This window comes from Pseudomonas sp. ICMP 10191 (assembly GCF_001467335.1).
GTDB classification, from domain to species: domain Bacteria; phylum Pseudomonadota; class Gammaproteobacteria; order Pseudomonadales; family Pseudomonadaceae; genus Aquipseudomonas; species Aquipseudomonas cerasi.
The window spans coordinates 128,708-150,699 of sequence record NZ_LKGW01000102.1 but is presented as its reverse complement, the minus strand read 5'-3'; the positions used below and the strand labels follow the sequence as shown (position 1 = coordinate 150,699).

The following is a 21,992-nucleotide window of genomic DNA, read 5'->3' as shown; positions in this document are numbered from 1 at the left end:
TGAAGAAAGCTCGAATCGAATCGAACCTTTCCCGCCCGTCAGCGCCTCACTCTTTATGCTCCTGACCTGCCAGCGCTGTCATCGCAGCCATTTCGAGGTTTGGTTCGCGTTCCCAAAAGGACGTGAAAAAACGGGTTTCACTACTTCACAAGAGTGTGGCGAGCAAATGAATAGGTACGCGTTTGTAAATGCACCATCAGCGTCTGAACCGACTCTCTTGAACAGGACTGACCGCGACTGCGCCTCCATGACCGGAGCCTGACGCCATCGGCAGGAGCCAATTGCACAAGGGGCTCCCTGACGATGGTCGAATGGCCTCGCAGGCCTGGAAATGCGTTCATGAAGCAATGATGAACCATGACCGGACCTGACCGGGACCTGCGCTTTGGATGCGAAAAATTGCGAAGAATCGGTCAGGCGATCCTGGCAAGGCGCACGAGGGTAGACATTTGATCCAGCCCACGAACACCTGGCAACCAGCCTCAGGATCGTATGCCGTCAATTTGGTGCTGCAGATTTTGGAGACGCGTTAATGGCGCATAAAGAAGCAGTCGATGTAGTACTGGTCGGAGCGGGCATCATGAGTGCCACTCTGGCGGTATTGCTTAAAGAGCTCGACCCCGGCATCACGCTGGAAGTCGTTGAGCTGATGGATTCCGGTGCTGCAGAGAGTTCCAACCCGTGGAACAACGCCGGCACCGGCCACGCAGGTCTGTGCGAGCTGAACTACACGCCGCCTGCGGCTGATGGCTCCATCGACATCAAGAAAGCGGTGCACATCAACACCCAGTTCGAAGTCTCGAAACAGTTCTGGGCCTATCTGGCACGCAAGGGCACCTTTGGTTCAGCCAGATCGTTCATCAACCCGGTCCCGCACCTGAGCTTCGTGCAGGGCGAAAAAGGCATCTCGTTCCTCAAGACCCGTTTTGAAGCCATGAGCAAGCATCACGCCTTCTCGTCGATGGAATACACCGAAGACAAGGCAAAGCTGGCCGAATGGATGCCATTGATGATGCCGGGGCGGCCTGCGGACGAAAAAATTGCCGCAACACGCATGATGAACGGCACCGACGTCAACTTTGGCGCGCTGACCAATCAACTGCTCGGCCATCTGACCAGTGCTCCAGGCACACAGATCAAGTACCGCAGCCGTGTGACCAACCTGACCCGCAACGGCGCTGGCTGGACCGTCAGCGTCAAGGACGTGAATGGCGGCGGCACGCGTGAGATAGATGCCAAATTCGTGTTCCTCGGTGCCGGTGGCGCAGCGTTGCCGCTGTTGCAGTTGTCGGGCATCGAAGAAAGCAAGGGCTTTGGCGGCTTTCCGGTCAGCGGTCAGTGGCTGCGTTGCGACAACCCGGAAGTGGTCAAGCATCACCAGGCCAAGGTCTACAGCCAGGCCGCCGTGGGTTCGCCGCCAATGTCCGTGCCGCACCTGGACACCCGCGTGGTCGATGGCAAGAAATCCCTGCTGTTCGGACCGTATGCCGGCTTCACCACCAAGTTCCTGAAACACGGCTCGTTCCTCGACCTGCCGCTCTCGGTCCGCGTGGCCAACATCAAACCGATGCTGGCGGTGGCGCGCGACAACATGGACCTGACCAAATACCTGGTCAGCGAAGTGATGCAATCAATGGAGCAACGCCTGGAATCGCTGCGCCGCTTCTATCCGGAGGCGAAAGCCGAAGACTGGCGTCTCGAAATCGCCGGTCAGCGCGTGCAGATCATCAAGAAAGACGCGAAAAAAGGCGGCGTGCTGCAATTCGGCACCGAGCTAGTCTCCGCAAAAGACGGCTCATTGGCCGCCCTGCTCGGTGCGTCACCGGGTGCATCGGTGACCGTGTCGATCATGCTTGAGCTGCTCGAACGCTGCTTCCCGGAGAAAACCCGCACGGAATGGGCGACCAAGCTCGAAGAGATTTTCCCGGCCAGGGAAAAGATCCTCGAAACCGATGCGCCGCTCTACGAGCGCATCAGCGCGCAGAACGACGAGGCGCTGGAACTGGTCCAGAAAAGCAGCCAGGAACACAGCTTCGCCTGACCCTACCGCTGCTGCTGTGCTGTAACAAAAAGCCCCGTGAGCCTTTACCAGCCACGGGGCTTTTTATTGGGTGTATTGCAGGTGCCGGTCAGAGGCTTCGGGACAGTACGGCAATGTGCTCCGGGCCAATTCCGCAGCAGCCGCCAATGTGCGTGGCGCCGCGCTTGACCCAGTCTGCCGCCCACTGCTGATAGCCCTGCGGGTCAAGGTCTTCACGCAGCTCATCCAGACCGTCGTTGGCCGTGGCGTCCTTGGGTTGCGGCGGGAAGGCGTTGGCATACGCACCAATGGCTATGTCGACGTCCAACGACTTGAACACTTCACGCGCCGCGTCTATTGCGCCGCCGATCACCTCTGGCTGGCTGCAGTTGAACAGCAGCGTGGCGACACCCATTGCTGCGGCGGCCCTGGCGGCATCGGCGACCGGCTCGCCTGAGCGCAGACGCGGAGTTTCGTCAGTGTCCTCATCCTGCAGGGTGAACGACAGCCAAAACGGTTTTCCGTCATTGGGCAGCCCGGCGCGGATGGTCTGCGCTTCGAGAATGCAGCTCTGGGTTTCAGCCAGCCACAGGTCGACATACGGCGACAGCCCGGCAACCAGTGGTTTCAGCACATCGGCAGCCTGCTCCGGCTGATACAGGTCAGGGCGATAGGAACCGAACAGCGGCGGAATGGAGCCCGCCACACGGGCGCGTCCGCCAGAGGCATCGGCCGACTCACGCGCCAGTTGCCCGGCCAGCGCAGCCAGTGCCTGACCTTCGCGGGCAAAACGTTCTTCGCCAATATGAAACGGCACGACGGCGTAGCTGTTACTGGTGATGACCTGAGCACCACTTTCGATATAAGCGGCGTGTACCGCACTCACCGCTTCGGGTGCTTCACTCAATGCCAGAGCCGACCACTCCGGCTGGCGAAACGGGGCTCCGCGACGCTGCAGTTCACGGCCCATGCCGCCATCGAGAATTACAGTTGTGCCTTGAGTCATATGTGATCTGCTTATATGTATATGAAAAAAACTCATTATGAGTCAGTCTTGTATAACGTATTTAATACGGCCCTTTCATCAAACTACAAACACTTTTTCAGGGGAAATCTGTGAATTATCGCGCTCTGCTGGGCATCGGCCTGGTCACTCTGGCGGCCTCCACACACGCTATGGCCGGCGCCACGCTGGATCGCGTGCAGAAAAACAAAGAGCTGGTCAACGTCCTCATGGAAAGTTACCCGCCCTTCTCTTTCCTGAATGACAAGAATGAACTGGACGGCTTCGATGTCGACGTCGCCAAGGCCGTGGCGCAGAAACTGGGCGTCAAGTTGCGCCTTGAAACGCCGTCCTGGGACGTGATCGCCGCAGGCCACTGGAGTGGCCGTTATGACATCTGCGTCTGCTCGATGACACCGAGCAAGGCCCGCGCCGAAGTGTTCAACTTCCCGGTCGAGTATTACGCCTCGCCTGCGGTGATCGTAGTCAACGCCTCGGATGATCGTATTCATTCGGCCAAGGACCTGAGCGGCAAGAAGGTCGGTCTGACCAGCGCCTCCAGCTATGAAAGCTATCTGAACAAGAATCTGGTCATTGATGGCGCCGAAGACAAGCCACTGCAGTACCCGTTCGAAGACGTACAGATCGCCCCGTACGACAACGACAACGTGGCCTTTCAAGACCTCGGGCTGGGTGCTGGCAAGCGGCTGGACGCGATACTCACCAATCTGGTGACCGCAAAACCGCGCCTGGATCAGGACAAGCGCTTCAAACTGGCGGGCGAGCCGCTGTATGAAGAACCCAACTCGGTGGCCATCGAAAAAGACGATCCGGAATGGGACGCCAAGGTTCGCCAAGTCTTCGCCGAACTCAAGAGCGACGGCACCCTGAGCAAGCTGTCGCAAAAGTGGATCGGTGCTGACATCAGCAAATGACTTCCTTTCAGCCCCAGCGCCCACCCGAGCAGGCCGAGCAGAGCCTGCTCAAGCGAGTTTTCGGCTTCCGCACACGGCTTTACCTGACCTGGCTGGCCATGTTTGTGCTGTTCGCCGGTTTCTTCCTGAGCTTCGATCTGAAGCTGTCGATCATCCTCGACAAACTGCCGAATCTGATCGGGCTGCATCTGGCCCCCAACGGCTTTCTGCAGGGCGCGGCGCTGACATTGTTCGTGTCAGTGTGCTCGATCGTGGTCTCGGTGGCGCTCGGCTTTGTCACGGCACTCGCGCGGCTTTCCAGCAGCGCGGTGGCGTTCGGCATCGCCAGCTTTTACGCCTCGTTCTTTCGCGGCACGCCGCTGTTGATCCAGATCCTGCTGATCTATCTCGGCCTGCCACAACTCGGCATCGTGCCCGGAGCCATCACGGCGGGGGTGATCGCGCTGTCGCTCAACTACGGAGCTTACCTGAGCGAGATTTTCCGTGCGGGCATCATCGGCGTCTCTGCCGGACAGCGTGAAGCCGCGCTGGCCCTGGCCTTGCGCCCGGCGCAGATCTTCTGGCGCGTTACCCTGCCCCAGGCCATGCGCACGATCATTCCGCCGACCACCAACCAGTTCATCTCCATGCTCAAAGACTCCTCACTGATTTCAGTGATGGGCGTCTGGGAAGTGATGTTTCTGGCACAGTCTTACGGCCGCTCCAGCTATCGATACATCGAAATGCTGACCACCGCAGCGGTGCTGTACTGGATCATGTCGATCGGGCTGGAGTTGTTGCAGTCACGATTGGAGCGGCATTACGGCAAGGCGTATCAGGCGCGCAAATAACTGCGGCTTTCGTCCTTACGCTCCGCGTGCGGTGCAGCGCAGCCGTGTGACGCAGAGCGTCACGAAATGCATGCCAACGCGGAGCATTGGCACGATAGGTGTTCTCTGGTGCGCCTCTCGTTCCTCACGCTCCGCGTGGGAATGCAGTTCCGGACGCTCTGCGTCCAGCCCTGGCAGTGCGGAGCCTTGGCAGGATAGTCAACCGCGGGCTTTCTCGATCAGTTCGATGTATTCATCGGCGTTGCGCTGATCCTTGATCAGGGCAATGAAATCGTTACCGTGCTCGTCCTTGCCATCGAAGTCATGGCCCGCTTCCTTGAAGAACACCAGAAAGCGTTCGAAATCGTTGATGCGCAGCCCACGGTAGGCCTTGATCAGCTTGTGCAGCGACGGCGAGGTAGCATCATACGGCTCGAAATCGAGGAACAGTTTAATCTGCTCATCGCCGATCTCATCGCCAATCAACTGCTTCTTATCTTTACGCATTACAGGCTCCAGCGGGTCGCAGACACTTTCACGGTCGGGCAGTTTACCCTCCGGCGAGCGCCGCGCTCAACGCGCACGTGCAGAGGTGGTGTGCAGATCAGCCCAGATGTGCCCGTTGGCATAACTGAGGAACTGGCAATAGACCTTCTCGTTGCGCAGCAAGTCCACCAGCACACGGTATTGGGACAGCGGGTAATAAAGCGTCAAGGTGCGCGACGGCTCATCATAGGTCGGCTTTTTAAGGCTTTTGCTATCACCGCCATCGAAGTGCACGAGCACCTGGGAGATGGACGCGCCCTTGTTCAGCGACTTGCCCTTGAGGCGCAGCGACAAGGGCGAGGTGACCGGAATCGGCTGCTGACTCGACTGCCGCTGGTTACCGGCAACGATGGTGTATTCGGTGACACGCATCAACTGTTGCTGCTCGGGCACACCTTCGCGCAGGCTCAGGTCGTCAGGCGGCAGGTATTGATCGTGCATGGGGCTGGCCGAAACCGGCGCAGCAGGTGCGGCAACTGCCAGACCAGACAACAGCACCAACGCCACGGCGCCGGGAATCAGTAGCTTCATTGAGGGTTTCCATATAATTGCGAATCGACGACCGCCCCTGTTCGCAGAAGCGGCCGTCAGAATGCCTTACATCCCTTTGACCGCATAGATACCGGCAGCGTTACGCCAGTAGCCTTTGTAGTCCATACCGAAACCGAAGATGTAGCGGTCGATGCACGGCAGGCCGACGTAGTCGGCTTTCAGGTCCGGACGGGCCTTGCGGTCGTGGTCCTTGTCGATCAGCACGGCGGTGTGCACGGCGCGGGCACCGGCGTGTCGGCAGAAGTCGATGATGGCGCCCAGGGTGTGACCTTCATCGAGGATGTCGTCGATGATCAGCACGTCACGGTCCATGAACGAGACTTCCGGCTTGGCTTTCCAGAACAGATCACCACCGGTGGTTTCGTTGCGATAACGCGTTGCGTGCAGGTAGGATGCTTCCAGCGGGAAGTTCAGGTGGGTGAGCAGCTTGCCGGAGAAAATCAGGCCGCCATTCATGACGCAGAACACGACAGGATTGCGCTCGGCCAGTTCGGCATTGATCTGCGCGCCGACGCGGGCAATGGCCGCATCCACTTCGGCCTCGGTGTACAGGCAGTCAGCTTCGCGCATGACTTGACGGATATGCTCGAGATCAGCGGACATGACGCTCTCCAGGTAAGGCAGTTTGAGAAAAGCGGGCAAAGGTACGCATCCGTTCAAGCCAGAGCAAGTGATTCTGGACTAACGTTGCGTGTGTCTTGCAAAAGCCGCGAACGTCGAAGCTTCGTAACGATACTGCACGTGCTTTAAGACAGTAACAGCTGAATAGATTAACCTAGACCGATTTTTGCCCCGCTGGAGCCTTTCCCCATGCCCATTCGTGAGATCCGTCACCCGCTGATCCGCCACAAGCTCGGCCTTATGCGCCGCGCCGACATCAGTACCAAGAACTTCCGTGAGCTGGCTCAGGAAGTCGGCGCGCTGCTGACCTATGAAGCCACGGCCGACCTGACCCTGGAAAATTACGACATTCAAGGCTGGGCCGGTACGGTGTCAGTCGAGAAGATCGCAGGCAAGAAAATCACCGTCGTGCCGATTCTGCGCGCCGGTATCGGCATGCTGGACGGCGTGCTCAGCCTGATCCCAGGTGCCAAGGTCAGCGCGGTCGGCGTGGCCCGCAACGAAGAAACCCTGCAGGCACACACTTACCTGGAAAAACTGGTCCCGGAAATCGACGAGCGCCTAGCGATGATCATCGACCCGATGCTGGCCACCGGCAGCTCGATGGTCGCCACCATTGACCTGCTGAAGAAGGCTGGCTGCAAGGAAATCCGCGCCATGGTTCTGGTCGCGGCGCCCGAAGGTATCGCTGCCGTAGAGCAAGCGCACCCGGATGTGATGATCTACACCGCCTCCATCGACGAGCGTCTTAACGAACACGGCTACATCATTCCGGGCCTGGGCGATGCCGGTGACAAGATTTTCGGCACCAAGCAGAAGGACGCGTAACCCGATGACGCAGCAGGAGTTCAACGATCCACTGTGGCGCACGATTCTATCCGGCGCGCAAATGCTGTTCGTGGCCTTTGGCGCGCTGGTCCTGATGCCGCTGATCACCGGGCTCGATCCGAACGTGGCACTGTTCACCGCAGGCCTGGGCACGCTGTTGTTCCAGATCGTCACCGGGCGTCAGGTGCCGGTCTTTCTGGCCTCGAGCTTTGCCTTCATCACCCCGATCATCCTCGCCAAGGGCCAGTTCGGTCTGGCCGCGACCATGGGCGGTGTCATGGCGGCAGGCTTTGTGTACACCTTTCTCGGTCTGGCCGTGAAGATCAAGGGCACCGGTTTCATCGACCGCCTGCTGCCTCCTGTGGTGATCGGGCCGGTCATCATCTCGATCGGTCTGGCGATGGCGCCGATTGCAGCCAACATGGCGATGGGCAAGTCCGGCGATGGCGTGCAGTTGATTCCTTATCAGACCGCCATGCTGATTTCGATGCCGGCCTTGCTGACCACACTGATTGTGGCGGTGTTCGGCAAAGGCATTTTCCGTCTGGTGCCGATCATCTCCGGCGTGCTGGTGGGCTTCGCGCTGTCGTTCTACTTTGGTGTGGTCGATACCAAAAAGATCGCTGACGCCGCCTGGCTGGCCTTGCCGCACTTCACCGCACCGGAATTCAACTGGCAGGCGATTCTGTTCATTGTCCCGGTCGCCCTGGCACCGGCCATCGAACACATCGGCGGGGTGATTGCAGTCGGCAGCGTGACCGGACGCGACTACCTGAAAAAGCCGGGCCTGCACCGCACGCTGTTCGGCGACGGCATCGCCACCACCGCTGCCGGCCTGTTCGGCGGCCCGCCCAATACCACCTACGCCGAAGTGACTGGCGCGGTGATGCTGACCAAGAACTACAACCCGCAGATCATGATCTGGGCGTCGTTCTTTGCCATCATCCTGGCGTTCATCGGCAAATTCGGGGCGCTGCTGCAGAGCATTCCAGTCCCGGTAATGGGCGGCATTCTGTGCCTGCTGTTCGGTTCGATTGCCGCAGTGGGCATGAACACCCTGATCCGCCACAAGATCGACCTGGCCGAAGCGCGCAATCTGGTGATTGTCTCGGTCACGCTGGTGTTCGGGATCGGCGGCGTATTGATCGGCACCGGCAACGGACCGAACGATTTCGGCCTGAAAGGCATTGCCCTGTGCGCCGTGACCGCCATCGCCCTGAACCTGATCCTGCCGGGCAATGACAGCTGGAAGAACAAGCAACTGGATGATCAGTTGCCTTGACGCTTCACTTCTTGACTATCGTGCCAATGCTCCGCGTTGGCATGCAGTTCTGGACGCTCTGCGTCCTGTCCTGAACATGGGGTGCGGCGCAGATTTGTGACGCGGAGCGTCACCCAGGGCATTCCCACACTGGAGCGTGAGAAACGATAAGCGTCTGGAAGAACACTATCGTGCCCATGCTCCGCGGTTCAGCGCATCACAACATCAACGGCGCACGCTCGCACAGCCTGTTCAGCTCTTTCGCCCAGTTGGGGTCGTCGTTCAGGCAAGGGATCAGGATCAGTTCCTCTCCCCCCGCTTCCTTGAACTGCTCGGCACCGCGGTCACCGATCTCTTCCAGTGTCTCGATGCAATCAGCGACGAACGCCGGGCACATGACCAGCAGCTTCCTGACACCTTTCGCCGCCAGTTCATCCAGATGCGCTTCGGTGTAGGGTTCGATCCACTTGGCGCGCCCCAGACGTGACTGGAACGACACCGACCACTTACCGTCAGGAATGCCCATACGCTTGGCGAACGCCGCCGCCGATTGTATGCACTGCGCGCGATAGCAGGTGGCGAGCACTTCGGCGGGTGCGGTCATGCAGCAGTCGTCCTTCAGGCAATGCTTGCCGGTCGGGTCGAGCTTGTGCAGGTGCCGCTCGGGCAGACCGTGGAAGCTCAGCAGCAAATGGTCATAAGGTTGCTCCAGATGCGGCCGCACGCTTTCCACCAGTGCACTCAGGTACTCGGGCTGATCGTAGAACGGCTGCAGAACCGAGAACTGCATCTTCAACGATTTGGCGCGCACCACGCGTTTGGCTTCTTCAATGACCGTGGTCACCGTGCTGTCGGCGAACTGCGGATACAGCGGCGCCAGGGTGACTTTTTTGAAGCCCTGCTCTGCCAGCCGCGTCAGCACGGTTTCGATGGACGGCTCGCCATAACGCATGGCCAGTTCGACCGGCCCGTGCGACCACTCCTTTTTCATCGCCTGCTGCAGACGCTTGCTCAGCACCACCAGGGGCGAACCTTCATCCCACCAGATGGACGCATAGGCGTGTGCGGACTGCTCGGGCCGCTTGATCAGAATCAGCGAGACCAGCAGCCTGCGCACTGGCCATGGCAGGTCGATCACATAAGGATCCATCAGGAACTGGTTCAGATAGCTGCGCACGTCTGCCACTTGAGTAGAGGCAGGCGAACCCAGATTGACCAGCAACAAAGCGTGATCGGTCATGCAACATCCTATTCATTTCAACAGCGTTCAGTGGCGACCCAGCAAATCCTGCAAGGCGGTGTCGAGTTCGGTGTACTTGAATGTAAAACCAGCTTCCTGCAAACGCTCCGGCCGAGCACGCTGGCCACCGAGCAGCAATACCGAAAGCTCGCCCAGCAATACTTTCAGGGCCAGCGCCGGCATGGGCATGAATGCCGGCCGGTGCAGAGTGCCGGCCAGGGCCTTGGCAAACTGACGATTGCGCACCGGCGACGGCGCACAGACATTATAAGGACCCTTTGCTTCATTCAGATTCAACAGAAAATCAATCGCGGCGATTTGATCCTGGATGTGAACCCACGGCATCCACTGCCTGCCATTGCCGATCGGCCCGCCCATGCCGAATTTGAAAGGAGGTAACAGACGCTGAAGAAAACCGGCACGATCGGACAGCACCAGGCCTGTGCGTATCAGCACCACGCGCACGCCCAGCGCCTCGGCGCGTTGTGCGGTTTCTTCCCAGGCGTTGCACAGCTGGCTGGCAAAGTCTTCCTTGGCAGGCAGCGAGGTTTCGTCGATCTCGCGCTCGCCACTGTCGCCATACCAGCCGACTGCAGAGCCGGAAATCATCAGCGCAGGTTTTTGCTCGCGAGTGCCCAGCCATTTCAGCAGTTGCTCGGTCAGGCCGACGCGACTTTCCCACAGCAACAGGCGGCGCTTGCGGGTCCACGGACGATCCGCAATGGGCGCGCCCGCCAGGTTGATAATTGCATCCACCGGCTGCGTACCCAGCTCATCAAGGCTGGCAATGCCACGCACCGAAGGGCCGCACAGCTCGACGACGTCGGCGGGTTTTCGGCTCAATACCGTCAATTCATGGCCTTGAGCAGACCAGAAACGGCAGAGCGCTCGTCCTATCAAACCAGTACCACCGGTCAGCAATATGTGCATGGCAGATAACCTCGCGTGGCGTAGGTGACAATTGGGTAGTCTTATTTTTACCAGTGACGCTGTCCGTGACGCTGGTCCGGAAAACGAAACTGTCAGCTGAACCATAGGCCACAGCAGAATGAAACGCAGCCTCGAGGCCTTTGCCCGAGTCGCTGAACCGTTCGACCTTGCCAGTGGCAATGTGACTCAACCGCTAAATTCTAAAACCACTGCAAGTTATACCAAACAAGAAGATTGTACAGGTTTTAACTACGGCGTAGTCTGTACAGACAAGGTAACGAGGCCCCTATGACTGTCCCTATCGCAATCATCGGTACCGGTATCGCCGGACTCTCCGCAGCCCAGGCGCTGACATCCGCCGGGCATCAAGTGCACCTTTTCGACAAGAGCCGCGGCAGCGGCGGTCGTATGTCCAGCAAGCGCAGCGACGCAGGTTCGCTGGACATGGGGGCACAGTATTTCACCGCCCGTGACCGACGCTTTGCCACCGCAGTCAAGCAGTGGCAAACCCAGGGTCACGTCGCCGAGTGGACACCCTCGCTCTATAACTTTCATGGCGGCAGGCTCAGCCCCTCTCCGGACGAGCAGGTGCGCTGGGTCGGCACGCCTGGCATGAGCGCCATTACCCGGGCGATGCGCGGCGATCTGCCGGTGTCGTTCTCGTGTCGCATCACTGAAGTGTTCCGTGGCGAACAACACTGGAACCTGCTGGATGCAGAAGGCGAAAGCCACGGCCCTTTCAGCCATGTGATCATCGCCACCCCGGCCCCTCAGGCCACTGCCCTGCTGGCTGCTGCGCCGAAACTGGCCAGCGTCGTGGCAGGCGTGAAGATGGACCCGACCTGGGCCGTGGCGCTGGCCTTCGAAACCCCGTTGCAAACGCCCATGCAGGGTTGCTTCGTGCAGGACAGCCCGCTGGACTGGCTGGCCCGCGACCGCAGCAAACCTGGTCGCGACGCCACGCTCGATACCTGGGTGCTGCACGCCACCAGCCAGTGGAGCAGGCAGAATCTCGACGCTTCCAGAGAACAGGTCACCGAACAGTTGCACGGTGCATTCGCGGAATTGATCGATTGCACCATGCCCCCGCCAGTGTTCAGCCTCGCCCACCGCTGGCTGTACGCACGGCCTGCCGGCTCTCACGAATGGGGCGCCTTGTCGGACGCAGATCTGGGCATTTATGTCTGTGGCGACTGGTGCCTGTCCGGGCGCGTGGAAGGCGCATGGCTGAGTGGCCAGGAAGCAGCGCGCCGACTGCTGGAGCATGTGCAATGAATCAGATCAACCCGCGCAAGCTGCTGCTGTCGAAATGGACAGCCGCCACCCCGCTCAACCGGGAAAAGCACTTCCTGGTCACCGAGCTGTTCAAGGACGAAGAAGGCACTGTGCTGGAAATCGAACTGCAGGCTGTGCTGACCCAGCGCAGCGAGCGGCTGCCGTGGCAGGTGTTGCAACAGGCGGATACCTGGCGAATGGGCTGGAAGTAGCTTTTACCGCCCTCTACAAAGAATTTGACTTGTACAGTTACACCCCTATGATGAAGACAAGTTGTACAGCACGAACTATCTGTACAAGTCTTCTGTAGAGGTGACTGATGGCGACGTCCGTAATCGAAAAACCCAAACTCGGCATCAGTGCCTGCCTGATGGGTGCCGAGGTTCGCTTCAATGGCGGACACAAGGAATCTCATCTGTGTACGCAGGCGCTGAGCAAGTATTTCGATTTCGTCCAGGCGTGCCCCGAAGTCGCTATCGGCATGGGCATCCCCCGCGAGCCGATCAGGCTGGTAGGCGACGCAGAAAATCCAAAGGCGCTCGGCACGGTCAATCGTGACCTGGACGTTACCGAGGCATTGGCGGATTACGGCATACAGATGGCCGATGAGCTGGGCGATATATGCGGTTACATCTTCATGCAGAAATCCCCTTCCTGCGGTCTGGAGCGCGTCAAGGTCTACCGCGAAAACGGCGCTCCGGTCGATGGCGGTGGTCGCGGGATCTATGCGCAGGCCTTCTGCGAACGTCATCCCGATCTGCCCGTTGAGGAAGACGGCCGGCTCAACGATGCGGTGCTGCGCGAAAATTTCGTCACCCGCGTGTTTGCCTATGCCGCCTGGAAACAGCTGTTGAAGGAAGGCATCACCCGGCGCGCCCTGACCGAATTCCACTCGCGCTATAAATACCAGCTGATGGCCAACGATCCGGTGCAGTACAAGGCGCTGGGCAAGATGCTCGGCAGCATGGGCCGCACCGACCCGAACGAAATCGCGCCGTTGTACTTCAGCCAACTGATGGCGGCCTTGAAAAAGTGCGCCACGCGCAGTACGCACACCAACGTCCTGCAACACCTGTGCGGTTATTTGAAACAAACCATTACCAGCGAGGACAAGCAGGAAATCCAGCAGGTCATCGCCCAGTATCACCAGGGCATCGTGCCACTGATCGTGCCGCTGACGCTGCTCAAGCATCATTTTCGCCAACATCCGGACCCCTATGTGGCACTGCAGGTGTACATGCAGCCCCACCCGGAAAACCTCAGCCTGCGCAATGCGATTTGACTCATGAATGAAACAGACACAGACGTGCCGGGCGACTGGCTGCCGATCCGCGAGGTCGCACGACAGACAGGCGTCAACGCCGTCACCCTGCGCGCCTGGGAGCGGCGTTACGGACTGATTGTCCCGCACCGCACCGCCAAAGGTCATCGGCTGTATTCGGACGAGCATGTGCAGCGCGTCATGAAGATTCTGACCTGGCTCAACCGTGGCGTGTCGGTCAGTCAGGTCAAGGGCCTGATCGATGACAATCGCCAGGACGCTCTGCCGCCGACCAACGACTGGGACGCATTGCGTCAGACCTTGCTGGTCGCGATCGGCGAGCTGGCCGAACGCCGGGTCGATGACGTGTTCAATCAGGCGATGTCGCTGTACCCGCCGCGCACACTGTGTGAACAGTTGCTGCTGCCGCTGCTGGCCGAACTGGAACGGCGCTGGCAAGGCAAGTTCGGCGCACAACTGGAGCGCACGTTTTTCTACTCCTGGCTGCGCAGCAAGTTCGGCGCGCGCATCTATCACAACAACCGTCAGCTCAATGGCAGCCCGTTGCTGCTGGTCAATCAGTCCGATCTGCCGCTGGAGCCGCATCTGTGGCTCGCGGCCTGGCTGGTGAGCAGCGCCGATTGCCCGGTCGAGGTGTTCGACTGGCCATTGCCGGTCGGCGAGCTGGCGCTGGCAGCCGAATACCTCAAGCCACGCGGCATATTGCTGTATTCCAGCAAGTCGCTGAACGTGACCCAGCTGCCACGATTGCTGGCCAATATCACCTGCCCTGTCGTGCTGGGCGGACCAACGGTGCAGATCCATAATGCCGAGTTGCTCGTACAGGCCAACGAGATATCTGGACTGACCCTTGCCCATGACGTACTCAGCGCTCAGATCGAGCTGGGCAAGCTCGGACTTATCTAAGGACTTCTCATGCAACTGATCTGGCTGCGCAGCGACCTGCGCGCTCAAGACAACACTGCCCTGACCGCCGCCATGGAGCGCGGTCCGACGCTGGCGGTCTACCTGCTCAGTCCCGCGCAGTGGCGCATCCATGACGATGCCGACTGCAAGGTCGACTTCTGGCTGCGCAACCTGGTCGAGCTCGAGAAAGCGCTGGGCGAGTTGAATGTTCCCTTGCTGATCCGCGAGGCGGACACCTGGGACCAGGCGCCTGAAGTGCTGGCAAAGCTGTGCACACAGTTCAAGGTCGAGGGCCTGCACCTCAATCAGGAATACGGCATCAACGAGACCCGTCGCGACCAGGCAGTGCAGAAGGCGATGGAAAAAGCCGGTGTGCACTTCAACAGCTATCTCGATCAGCTGTTATTCAAGCCCGGCAGCATCCTGACCAAGACCGGCAACTATTTTCAGGTATTCACCCAGTTCAAGAAGGTCTGCTACACCCGACTGCACGAGGCCATGCCGCACCCGGTGCGCACCCCGAAAGCGCAGCCGGCACAGTCGATAAAAAGCGATCCGATTCCCGATCAGGTCAAGGGCTTTGCCACGCCAGCGAAAGCGTTGCGTGACCTGTGGCCAGCCGGTGAGGCGGAAGCCAGAAGGCGCATGGACGCGTTCGCCGACGAGCAGATCAGCTACTACAAGGACGAACGAGATTTTCCGGCCAAGCCCGGCACCAGCCAGCTGTCGGCCTATCTGGCGGCCGGGGTGATTTCGCCGCGCCAGTGCCTGCACGCGGCCCTGGCCAGCAATCAGGGCGAGTTCGAGACCGGCAACGTGGGCACCGTGACCTGGATCAACGAGCTATTATGGCGAGAGTTCTATAAACACACGCTGGTCGGCTACCCGCGCGTCTCGCGTCATCGCGCCTTTCGCCCGGAAACCGAGGCGTTGAAGTGGCGCGATGCCCCCGAAGAGCTGCGCGCCTGGCAAGAAGCGCGCACCGGGCTGCCGATCATTGACGCAGCGATGCGCCAGTTGCTGGAAACCGGATGGATGCACAATCGGCTAAGGATGGTCGTTGCGATGTTTCTCACCAAAAACCTGCTGATCGACTGGCGCGAGGGCGAGCGCTTTTTCATGCGCCACCTGATCGATGGCGACCTGGCGTCGAACAATGGTGGCTGGCAGTGGAGCTCGTCCACCGGCACCGACTCGGCGCCCTACTTCCGTATTTTCAATCCGTTGTCGCAGTCGGAACGCTTCGACCCCGAAGGCGTTTTCATCAAACGCTGGCTGCCGGAACTGGCGGATCTGAATAAGAAGCAGATTCATGACCCGTCGTTAATCGGTGACCTGTTTGGCGCGGCTGACTACCCGAAACCCATCGTCGACCTGAGCAAAAGCCGCGCCCGCGCCCTGGCAGCGTTCAAGGCCCTACCGGCTCGACAGCCGGCCGCAGGAGTCGAACATGGCTGATTTCCTGCATCGCTTCGCCGAAGGTTTTGCCGCGCTGAACAAGGACAACCTTGACCAGGTTGCCGAGCTGTACAGCGAAGACGTGTCGTTCAGCGACCCGATGCACGATATCCACGGCCTTGCCGCCATGCGCCGCTATTTCGGCGAACTGTACGCCAACGTCCAGGACCTGCACTTCGACTTCCACGCCTTCGACGAGGTGCGCCCCGGCGAGGGCTATCTGGTCTGGACCATGAGTTATTCGCATCCGCGTCTAGCCGCCGGCCGGACAATTCAGGTAGAAGGCTGTTCGCACCTGAAGTGGCGCGACAAGGTTTATCGGCACCGGGACTACTTCGATGCCGGTGCATTGCTCTACGAACATCTGCCCATCATGGGTCGGGTCATCCATTGGTTGAAGAAGAGGTTGGGATGAGCACTCCTGTTGCACGACGCATCTGGTTGACCGGGGCAAGCAGCGGCATTGGCCTGGCGCTGGCCAAAGAACTGCTCAACGCCGGTCATCGGCTCGCGCTGACCGCCCGCACGCTTGAGCCATTGCAAAACCTCGCGAACGTTTATCCCACGCAGGTGCTGCTGGTGACCGGTGACATCACCGACCCCGAGCAAGTCAAGGCGATTGCCGGCGATATCGCGCAGCAATGGGGAGCCCTGGACACCGCCATCTTCAACGCGGGCACCTGCGAATACATCGATGCCCGGCAGTTTGAAGCGGCCATGGTCGAACGTGTGGTGCGCACCAACCTGCTGGCCAGCAGTTACTGCATCGAGCACGCGTTGCCGCTGTTGCGCAAAGGTCATCAGCCGCATCTGGTCGGCGTCGCCAGTGCGGTGACCTACCTGGCGCTGCCCCGCGCCGAGGCCTACGGCGCGTCGAAGGCCGGCCTGCGTTATCTACTAGAAGCCCTGCGTCTGGATCTGGCCAGCGAAAACATCGACGTGACGGTGGTCAGCCCTGGATTCGTCGACACGCCGCTGACGCAGAAAAACGATTTCCCCATGCCGATGCGCTGGCCGGTCGAGAAGGCCGCCAAACATATCGCCAGCAAACTGGGGCGCAACAAACGCCCCTTGGATATCGCCTTTCCGGCGTTGTTCATCTTCAGCATGAGCTTGCTGGCCCTGCTCCCGGCACGCGCCCGACTGGCCCTCGGCAAACGCATGGCGCGCAACGAATCGTCGAATAAGGACGCGCAATGAAGATCGCAGTCATTGGCAGCGGGATCGCTGGCCTGACCAGTGCCTACCTGCTCAACCGCGCGCATGAGGTGACCGTGTTCGAGTCTTCGGACTGGATCGGCGGGCACACTCACACGGTGGACGTGCAGGTCGAGGGCCGCGCCTACGCCATTGACACCGGTTTCATTGTCTTCAACGACTGGACCTACCCCAATTTCATTCGCCTGCTAAGCCAGCTGGGTGTCGGCTTCAAGCCCGCCGAAATGAGCTTTTCGGTGCATGATCCGCGCACCGGCGTGGAATATAACGGCAACAACCTCAACAGCCTGTTCGCCCAGCGCAGCAATCTGCTGTCGCCACGGTTCTGGGGCATGCTGCGCGATATCCTGCGTTTCAATCGCCAATCGGTCGATGATCTGGAAAACCAGCGCATCGCAGCGGACACCACGCTGGGCGAATACCTGAAGACCGGCGGTTATGGCCAGCGCTTCATCGATCATTACATCGTGCCTATGGGCGCGGCGATCTGGTCGATGTCGCTGGCCGACATGCTCGGCTTCCCGTTGCAGTTCTTCGTGCGTTTTTTCAAGAATCACGGTCTGCTCTCGGTCACCCACCGCCCGCAATGGTGCGTGATTCAGGGCGGCTCCAGAAGTTATGTGGAACCGCTGACAGCCTCGTTCCGCGAGCGCATTCGTCTGTCGTGCCCGGTCACACGTGTCGAGCGTGACAGCGAAGGTGTGACGCTGCACAGCGCCATGGGCAGCGAACGTTTCGACAAGGTGGTGTTTGCCTGCCACAGCGATCAGGCCCTGGCCCTGCTGGCGCAGCCATCGAGTGCCGAGCAGTCGATTCTCGGCGCCCTGCGCTATGCCGAAAACGATGTGGTACTGCATACCGACACGCGACTGCTGCCCGAGCGCAAACTGGCCTGGGCGAGCTGGAACTACCGCTTGGGCGGCGGCGAACAGCAGTCGGCCGCCGTTACCTATGACATGAACATTCTGCAAGGGATCGAGAGCGACACGACGTTCTGCGTCAGCCTCAACCAGACTGTCGCCATCGACCCGGCCAAAATCCTTGGCCGCTACCGCTATGCCCATCCGCAGTACAGCCTCGGTGCGATCGCTGCACAGGCGCGCTGGGAGGAAATCAATGGGGTCGATCACACCTGGTACTGCGGCGCTTACTGGGCCAACGGTTTTCACGAAGACGGCGTGGTCAGCGGCCTGCGTGTCGCCCAGGCCTTTGGTGAAACGCTGTGAACAGCGCCCTCTACAGTGGCTGGATCAGCCACCGGCGGTTTGCACCGCGCGCCCATGAGTTCACCTATCGGATAGGCCTGCTCTATCTGGATCTGGATGAGCAGGACAGCGTGCTGGGGCTTTCCCCACTGGCAGGTCGGGGGCGTTTTGCGCCGTTCTCGTTTCGTGAGCGAGACTATCTGCCAGAGCTGACCGGGCAAGGGCTGACGCTCATCCAGGCGGTCCGCGAGCGGGTCGGCAAAGCGTTGGGCCGCATTCCGTCGGGTCGCGTCTGCCTGCTGACCCAGGCACGCAGTTGGGGCCTGTCGTTCAACCCGGTGAGTTTTTTCTACTGCCATGAGGCCGACGGCACACTGGCCGGCATTCTGTGTGAAGTCACCAATACCCCGTGGGGCGAGCGCTACAGCTACGTGCTGCCCGCCACCGGTGAAGGCCATCAGCATTTTGCCGTGGCAAAGGCCTTTCATGTTTCCCCGTTCCTGCCACGTGATCTCGAATACCGCATGAGCTTCAGCCAGCCCGCCGAACGGATCGGTGTACACATGGCTGACTGGCAAGGCGAGCTGAAGATGTTCGACGCCACGCTCAATCTGACCCGCCAGAATCTGAACCGCAAGACGCTGCACCGCTATCTGATCGCTTATCCATGGATGACCGCGAAAACCTGTCTGGCCATTTATTGGCAGGCCATGCGCCTGCTGGTCAAACGCATACCCATCTTTTCCCATCAGGCCGCTGACGGCGAGTACCGTGCTGCCGCCGCGCAATCCAAGGACTCACTCCATGAAAAGCAGTAGCAGTAGTTTTTCTGCCAATCTGGGCACCAATGGTTTGACTGCCAACCTCTTGCGTCGAGGCGTGCTGAGGCAACTCGCAGGACTGCGTAACGGCCAGTTGGTAGTAATCGAACGGGGTGAGCGCCATGTGTTCGGCAAGAACGGCGCACTGATTCAGGCTGAAATCCACATTCTCGATTCGGCAGCCTGGGGCATGGTCGCCAGCAACGGTTCCATCGGTGCGGGTGAGGCCTTCATTCATGGCTACTGGACGACACCAGACCTGACGGCGGTGGTCCGGGTGTTTGTCAGCAATCTGGATGTGCTGGATGCGATGGAGGGCGGAATGGCACGCCTGACCCGCCCGCTGATTCATGCGCTGCACTGGCTCAACCGCAACACGCGCGAAGGCTCGCAGAAAAACATCGCGGCCCACTACGACCTGGGCAACACCCTGTTCGAGCAGTTTCTCGACCCGACGATGATGTATTCGGCCGCGCAGTTCCTCAGCGAAGACGACACGCTGGAACAGGCGCAGTTGAACAAGCTTGAGCGTATCTGCCAGAAACTTGCCTTGAAACCCACCGATCACCTGCTGGAAATCGGCACCGGCTGGGGCAGCATGGCTATTTACGCTGCGCAGCACTACGGCTGCCAGGTGACCACCACGACCCTGTCCAAAGAACAGTTCGCCTACACCGAGCGACGGCTGATCGAACTGGGCCTGCAGGATCGCGTGACGCTGCTGCTGACCGACTACCGTGACCTGACCGGTGAGTATGACAAGCTGGTGTCCATCGAGATGATCGAAGCGGTCGGCCATCGCTTTCTGCCCACGTACTTCAAGCAATGCGCGGACCTGCTGAAAAGCAACGGCATGATGCTGTTGCAGGCGATCACCATCCGCGAGCAGCGTTACGCACAGGCCAAACGCAATGTGGACTTCATCCAGCGTTACATTTTCCCCGGTGGCGCCCTGCCCTCGGTGGCGAAGATGCTCGACATCGTCGGCAGCGATACCGACATGAACCTGCTGCACATGGAAGATTTCGGCTTGCACTACGCACGCACCCTGCGCCTGTGGCACGACAACTTCAAAAACGCTCACGGCAAACTCGCTGAGCTGGGTTACGACGAGCATTTCCTGCGCCTGTGGGAGTTTTACCTGTGCTACTGCGAAGGCGGCTTCCTGGAGCGGACCATTGGCACCGCGCAACTGCTGCTCGCCAAGCCCGAAGCGCTGCGCGAACCCTTGCTTGGGCGCTTCAATGCTTAAATCCATCGCCAATGCGCTGTTGTTTCAGATCGGCTGGTTCGCCTGCGTACTGGGCGGCAACAGCTTCTGGCTACTGATCGCCATCGGCGTTCTGGCGGTGCATTTTATGTGGATCAGCTCATGGGCAGCCGAAGGCCGGCTGATTCTGACCGTGACCTTGATCGGTATCGTGCTGGACAGTGCCTTGATGACACTCGGCGTTTTTGATTTCGGCACGGGCGGCTATCTCTTGCCGCTGTGGCTGGCGCTGTTGTGGGCGGTGCTGGGCACCACGCTCAATCATTGCCTGGCCTGGACGGCGAAGCCACTATGGCGCGCAGTCGTGCTGGGCGCTATTGGCGGCCCGATGTCGTACTATGCCGGCTCGCAACTCGCACAGGTCCATCTTCCCCTTGGAGTGTGGCCAGGCATGCTGGTGCTGGGCCTGGTCTGGGCGGGTGTATTTCCCCTGCTGCAATGGCTGGCAGCCCGCGCCGCCAGACACTCGGGAGAACCGCTCTGAACGCTACACTCATTCCGCTCGCAGAGATCCACGGCGAAGAACCCGCAGTCACGTGTTCGACCTGCGCAGCCTGCTGCTGCCAACTGGAAGTGATGCTGATCACCGATACGGGCGTGCCTGAGCGTTACATCGATACCGATGAGTGGGGTGGCGAGGTCATGTTGCGTCTGGATGACGGCTGGTGCGCTGCGCTGGATCGCAACACGATGATGTGTACGATCTACGAGAAACGCCCGTTGATCTGTCGTGAATTCGAAGCGGGTGCGGAAGATTGCCTGAATGAACGCAAAGGGATTGCGACGGCTTATCTTTGATCAGTGTTGCCTGGTTGATAACTATCGTTCCCACGCTCCGCGTGGTAATGCATTTCGTGACGCTCCGCGTCACACGGCGGTTCTTCGACATCAGGTGAATTGGTGCCCGACTCAGGTCACCTTTTCGCCCCTCGGCGAGTTACTTTGATAAGGCCAAAGTAACCAAAGCCTNCGCCGCAACGGGCCATCCTTGGCCCGGTGCGGCTTGCTCGGCGTTCTGCCTCGCATCCCCCGGATCAGCGCCAGAACTCAGCCGTCACTAACGTCGCACTCTGCGTTGTCAGTGCCATCGCGATAAAAAAGCATTTTATGCGCAATGGCTTTGGGCAGGGCATTACGTTGTGCTGTAGCGAAGCGTTGGCACGAATGCCAGTCAAATCAGAACGGCATCTTGTAGTGCAGTGCGTAGCTTTCTATACCGTCGTTCGGCTCTTTGATGCCGGCGTTGGAGTAGTGGGTCGCACGGATACCGACTTCATGCCCGCCCGCGAAGCGCAGACCAAAACCGATACGGTCTTCGAAGTTGAAGGCAGAACCGAACTTGCGGTCTTCAACCTGGGTGTTGGAGAACACCGAGACGCCGATACCGGCTTCTACGTATGGCTTAACGTTGCCGTTGCCGAATTCGTAGACCAGAACCGGGGAGAACGACAAGCTGTGGTTATCCTTGTAGTCCTTGCCATCCCAATAGGTGTAAGCGCCATCCCAGTAGCCGGTCAAACGGCCGATGTCGCTTTGCAGCCAGGTTTTATCCCAATCGAACTGCACGCCCAGACGATAAGTCATGGTCGACTCGCCGGTCTGACCGACCGAAAACTCAACACCATCAGCCTGCGCGATTGAAGCTTGCCCTGCCAAAGCGGCCGCAATCACGGCCAGGCAAAAGAGTCTCTTCATGAGAAACGTCCTAAATATATTAAATTGTACGAAAAGTGTTGGAATTCATCAGCCGCTTTTATAGAAGCCGCGGAGGCGACGTTAGTTCACCCCAAAAGCGCCTTTTTTCACGTTTTT

Annotated in this window: 24 protein-coding genes; 17 read left to right on the top strand and 7 right to left on the bottom strand. The window is 59.6% G+C overall.

Annotated features, from left to right (window positions below):
* Window positions 1-532 precede the first annotated feature (532 nt).
* The gene (gene mqo, locus AO388_RS09580) at window positions 533-2,041 is read left to right on the top strand and encodes a malate dehydrogenase (quinone) (RefSeq protein ID WP_058416369.1); all 1,509 of its coding nucleotides are present in this window, start codon (window positions 533-535) and stop codon (window positions 2,039-2,041) included.
* An 88-nt stretch (window positions 2,042-2,129) separates the two neighbouring features.
* On the opposite strand, the gene AO388_RS09575 is transcribed toward mqo, so the two are convergent.
* Complete coding sequence (locus AO388_RS09575; protein ID WP_054080646.1) at window positions 2,130-3,026, bottom strand: homocysteine S-methyltransferase family protein; 897 nt, start codon at window positions 3,024-3,026, stop codon at window positions 2,130-2,132.
* A gap of 110 nt (window positions 3,027-3,136) precedes the next feature.
* Between AO388_RS09575 and AO388_RS09570 the strand changes: the two genes are divergently transcribed.
* Together AO388_RS09570 and AO388_RS09565 are read left to right on the top strand one after the other, a co-directional pair.
* Window positions 3,137-3,958: an ABC transporter substrate-binding protein gene (locus AO388_RS09570; protein WP_003365572.1), complete on the top strand. Its 822-nt coding sequence runs from the start codon at window positions 3,137-3,139 to the stop codon at window positions 3,956-3,958.
* Window positions 3,955-4,788, top strand: a complete 834-nt coding sequence (locus AO388_RS09565) for an amino acid ABC transporter permease (protein WP_003365574.1) — start codon at window positions 3,955-3,957, stop codon at window positions 4,786-4,788. The genes AO388_RS09570 and AO388_RS09565 overlap by 4 nt, the downstream gene beginning before the upstream one ends.
* Before the next feature lie 198 nt (window positions 4,789-4,986).
* On the opposite strand, the gene AO388_RS09560 is transcribed toward AO388_RS09565, so the two are convergent.
* The 3 genes from AO388_RS09560 to AO388_RS09550 form a co-directional block, all read right to left on the bottom strand.
* Entirely contained in the window at window positions 4,987-5,274 is a 288-nt protein-coding gene (locus AO388_RS09560) for a PA4642 family protein (protein ID WP_003365576.1), read from the bottom strand.
* Between the two features lie 66 nt (window positions 5,275-5,340).
* Window positions 5,341-5,844, bottom strand: coding sequence for a hypothetical protein (locus tag AO388_RS09555; RefSeq protein WP_003365577.1), 504 nt, complete (start codon window positions 5,842-5,844; stop codon window positions 5,341-5,343).
* Window positions 5,845-5,910: 66 nt separating this feature from the next.
* Window positions 5,911-6,468, bottom strand: coding sequence for a hypoxanthine-guanine phosphoribosyltransferase (locus AO388_RS09550; protein WP_003433705.1), 558 nt, complete (start codon window positions 6,466-6,468; stop codon window positions 5,911-5,913).
* A 207-nt stretch (window positions 6,469-6,675) separates the two neighbouring features.
* On the opposite strand from AO388_RS09550, the gene upp reads away from it, so the two are divergent.
* The gene (gene upp, locus AO388_RS09545) at window positions 6,676-7,314 is read left to right on the top strand and encodes a uracil phosphoribosyltransferase (RefSeq protein WP_003365583.1); all 639 of its coding nucleotides are present in this window, start codon (window positions 6,676-6,678) and stop codon (window positions 7,312-7,314) included.
* Window positions 7,315-7,318: 4 nt separating this feature from the next.
* Window positions 7,319-8,596, top strand: coding sequence for a uracil-xanthine permease family protein (locus AO388_RS09540; RefSeq protein WP_003365584.1), 1,278 nt, complete (start codon window positions 7,319-7,321; stop codon window positions 8,594-8,596).
* Window positions 8,597-8,792: 196 nt separating this feature from the next.
* Here the strand turns inward: AO388_RS09540 and hemH are convergent, their stop codons facing one another.
* Both hemH and AO388_RS09530 read right to left on the bottom strand, forming a co-directional pair.
* Window positions 8,793-9,815 carry a ferrochelatase gene (gene hemH / locus AO388_RS09535; protein WP_024661430.1) on the bottom strand — a complete coding sequence of 341 codons (1,023 nt, stop codon included), beginning with the start codon at window positions 9,813-9,815 and terminating at the stop codon, window positions 8,793-8,795.
* 27 nt (window positions 9,816-9,842) lie between these two features.
* The gene (locus AO388_RS09530) at window positions 9,843-10,745 is read right to left on the bottom strand and encodes a TIGR01777 family oxidoreductase (protein WP_058416368.1); all 903 of its coding nucleotides are present in this window, start codon (window positions 10,743-10,745) and stop codon (window positions 9,843-9,845) included.
* 288 nt (window positions 10,746-11,033) lie between these two features.
* Between AO388_RS09530 and AO388_RS09525 the strand changes: the two genes are divergently transcribed.
* The 12 genes from AO388_RS09525 to AO388_RS26775 all read left to right on the top strand — a co-directional run bounded on the left by AO388_RS09525 (window position 11,034) and on the right by AO388_RS26775 (window position 20,978).
* Window positions 11,034-12,020 (top strand): NAD(P)/FAD-dependent oxidoreductase, encoded by a 987-nt coding sequence (locus tag AO388_RS09525; RefSeq protein ID WP_003365592.1) that lies wholly within the window; start codon window positions 11,034-11,036, stop codon window positions 12,018-12,020.
* A complete protein-coding gene (locus tag AO388_RS09520; protein ID WP_002552164.1) occupies window positions 12,017-12,232 on the top strand; it encodes a TIGR02450 family Trp-rich protein in 216 nt (71 codons plus the stop codon). Before AO388_RS09525 ends, AO388_RS09520 begins: the two co-directional genes overlap by 4 nt.
* A 107-nt stretch (window positions 12,233-12,339) precedes the next feature.
* Window positions 12,340-13,302, top strand: coding sequence for a YbgA family protein (locus AO388_RS09515; protein WP_058416367.1), 963 nt, complete (start codon window positions 12,340-12,342; stop codon window positions 13,300-13,302).
* Between the two features lie 3 nt (window positions 13,303-13,305).
* Window positions 13,306-14,208 carry a MerR family transcriptional regulator gene (locus AO388_RS09510; RefSeq protein WP_044309899.1) on the top strand — a complete coding sequence of 301 codons (903 nt, stop codon included), beginning with the start codon at window positions 13,306-13,308 and terminating at the stop codon, window positions 14,206-14,208.
* A gap of 9 nt (window positions 14,209-14,217) precedes the next feature.
* A complete protein-coding gene (phrB, locus tag AO388_RS09505; RefSeq protein WP_058416366.1) occupies window positions 14,218-15,666 on the top strand; it encodes a deoxyribodipyrimidine photo-lyase in 1,449 nt (482 codons plus the stop codon).
* Window positions 15,659-16,081, top strand: coding sequence for a nuclear transport factor 2 family protein (locus AO388_RS09500; RefSeq protein WP_003433711.1), 423 nt, complete (start codon window positions 15,659-15,661; stop codon window positions 16,079-16,081). The genes phrB and AO388_RS09500 overlap by 8 nt, the downstream gene beginning before the upstream one ends.
* Entirely contained in the window at window positions 16,078-16,866 is a 789-nt protein-coding gene (locus AO388_RS09495; RefSeq protein WP_003433712.1) for an SDR family NAD(P)-dependent oxidoreductase, read from the top strand. The genes AO388_RS09500 and AO388_RS09495 overlap by 4 nt, the downstream gene beginning before the upstream one ends.
* Window positions 16,863-18,110, top strand: coding sequence for an NAD(P)/FAD-dependent oxidoreductase (locus tag AO388_RS09490; protein WP_046719923.1), 1,248 nt, complete (start codon window positions 16,863-16,865; stop codon window positions 18,108-18,110). Before AO388_RS09495 ends, AO388_RS09490 begins: the two co-directional genes overlap by 4 nt.
* The gene (locus AO388_RS09485) at window positions 18,107-18,907 is read left to right on the top strand and encodes a DUF1365 domain-containing protein (protein WP_003433714.1); all 801 of its coding nucleotides are present in this window, start codon (window positions 18,107-18,109) and stop codon (window positions 18,905-18,907) included. The genes AO388_RS09490 and AO388_RS09485 overlap by 4 nt, the downstream gene beginning before the upstream one ends.
* Entirely contained in the window at window positions 18,894-20,162 is a 1,269-nt protein-coding gene (locus AO388_RS09480) for an SAM-dependent methyltransferase (protein ID WP_058416365.1), read from the top strand. Before AO388_RS09485 ends, AO388_RS09480 begins: the two co-directional genes overlap by 14 nt.
* Window positions 20,155-20,664: a DUF2878 domain-containing protein gene (locus AO388_RS09475; protein ID WP_003365611.1), complete on the top strand. Its 510-nt coding sequence runs from the start codon at window positions 20,155-20,157 to the stop codon at window positions 20,662-20,664. Before AO388_RS09480 ends, AO388_RS09475 begins: the two co-directional genes overlap by 8 nt.
* Window positions 20,619-20,978, top strand: a complete 360-nt coding sequence (locus AO388_RS26775) for a YkgJ family cysteine cluster protein (RefSeq protein ID WP_044309893.1) — start codon at window positions 20,619-20,621, stop codon at window positions 20,976-20,978. The genes AO388_RS09475 and AO388_RS26775 overlap by 46 nt, the downstream gene beginning before the upstream one ends.
* Before the next feature lie 378 nt (window positions 20,979-21,356).
* Here AO388_RS26775 and AO388_RS09465 read toward each other — a convergent pair whose 3' ends face one another.
* On the bottom strand, window positions 21,357-21,875 hold the full coding sequence (locus AO388_RS09465; RefSeq protein ID WP_002552154.1) for an acyloxyacyl hydrolase: 519 nt from the start codon (window positions 21,873-21,875) through the stop codon (window positions 21,357-21,359).
* Window positions 21,876-21,992 lie beyond the last annotated feature (117 nt).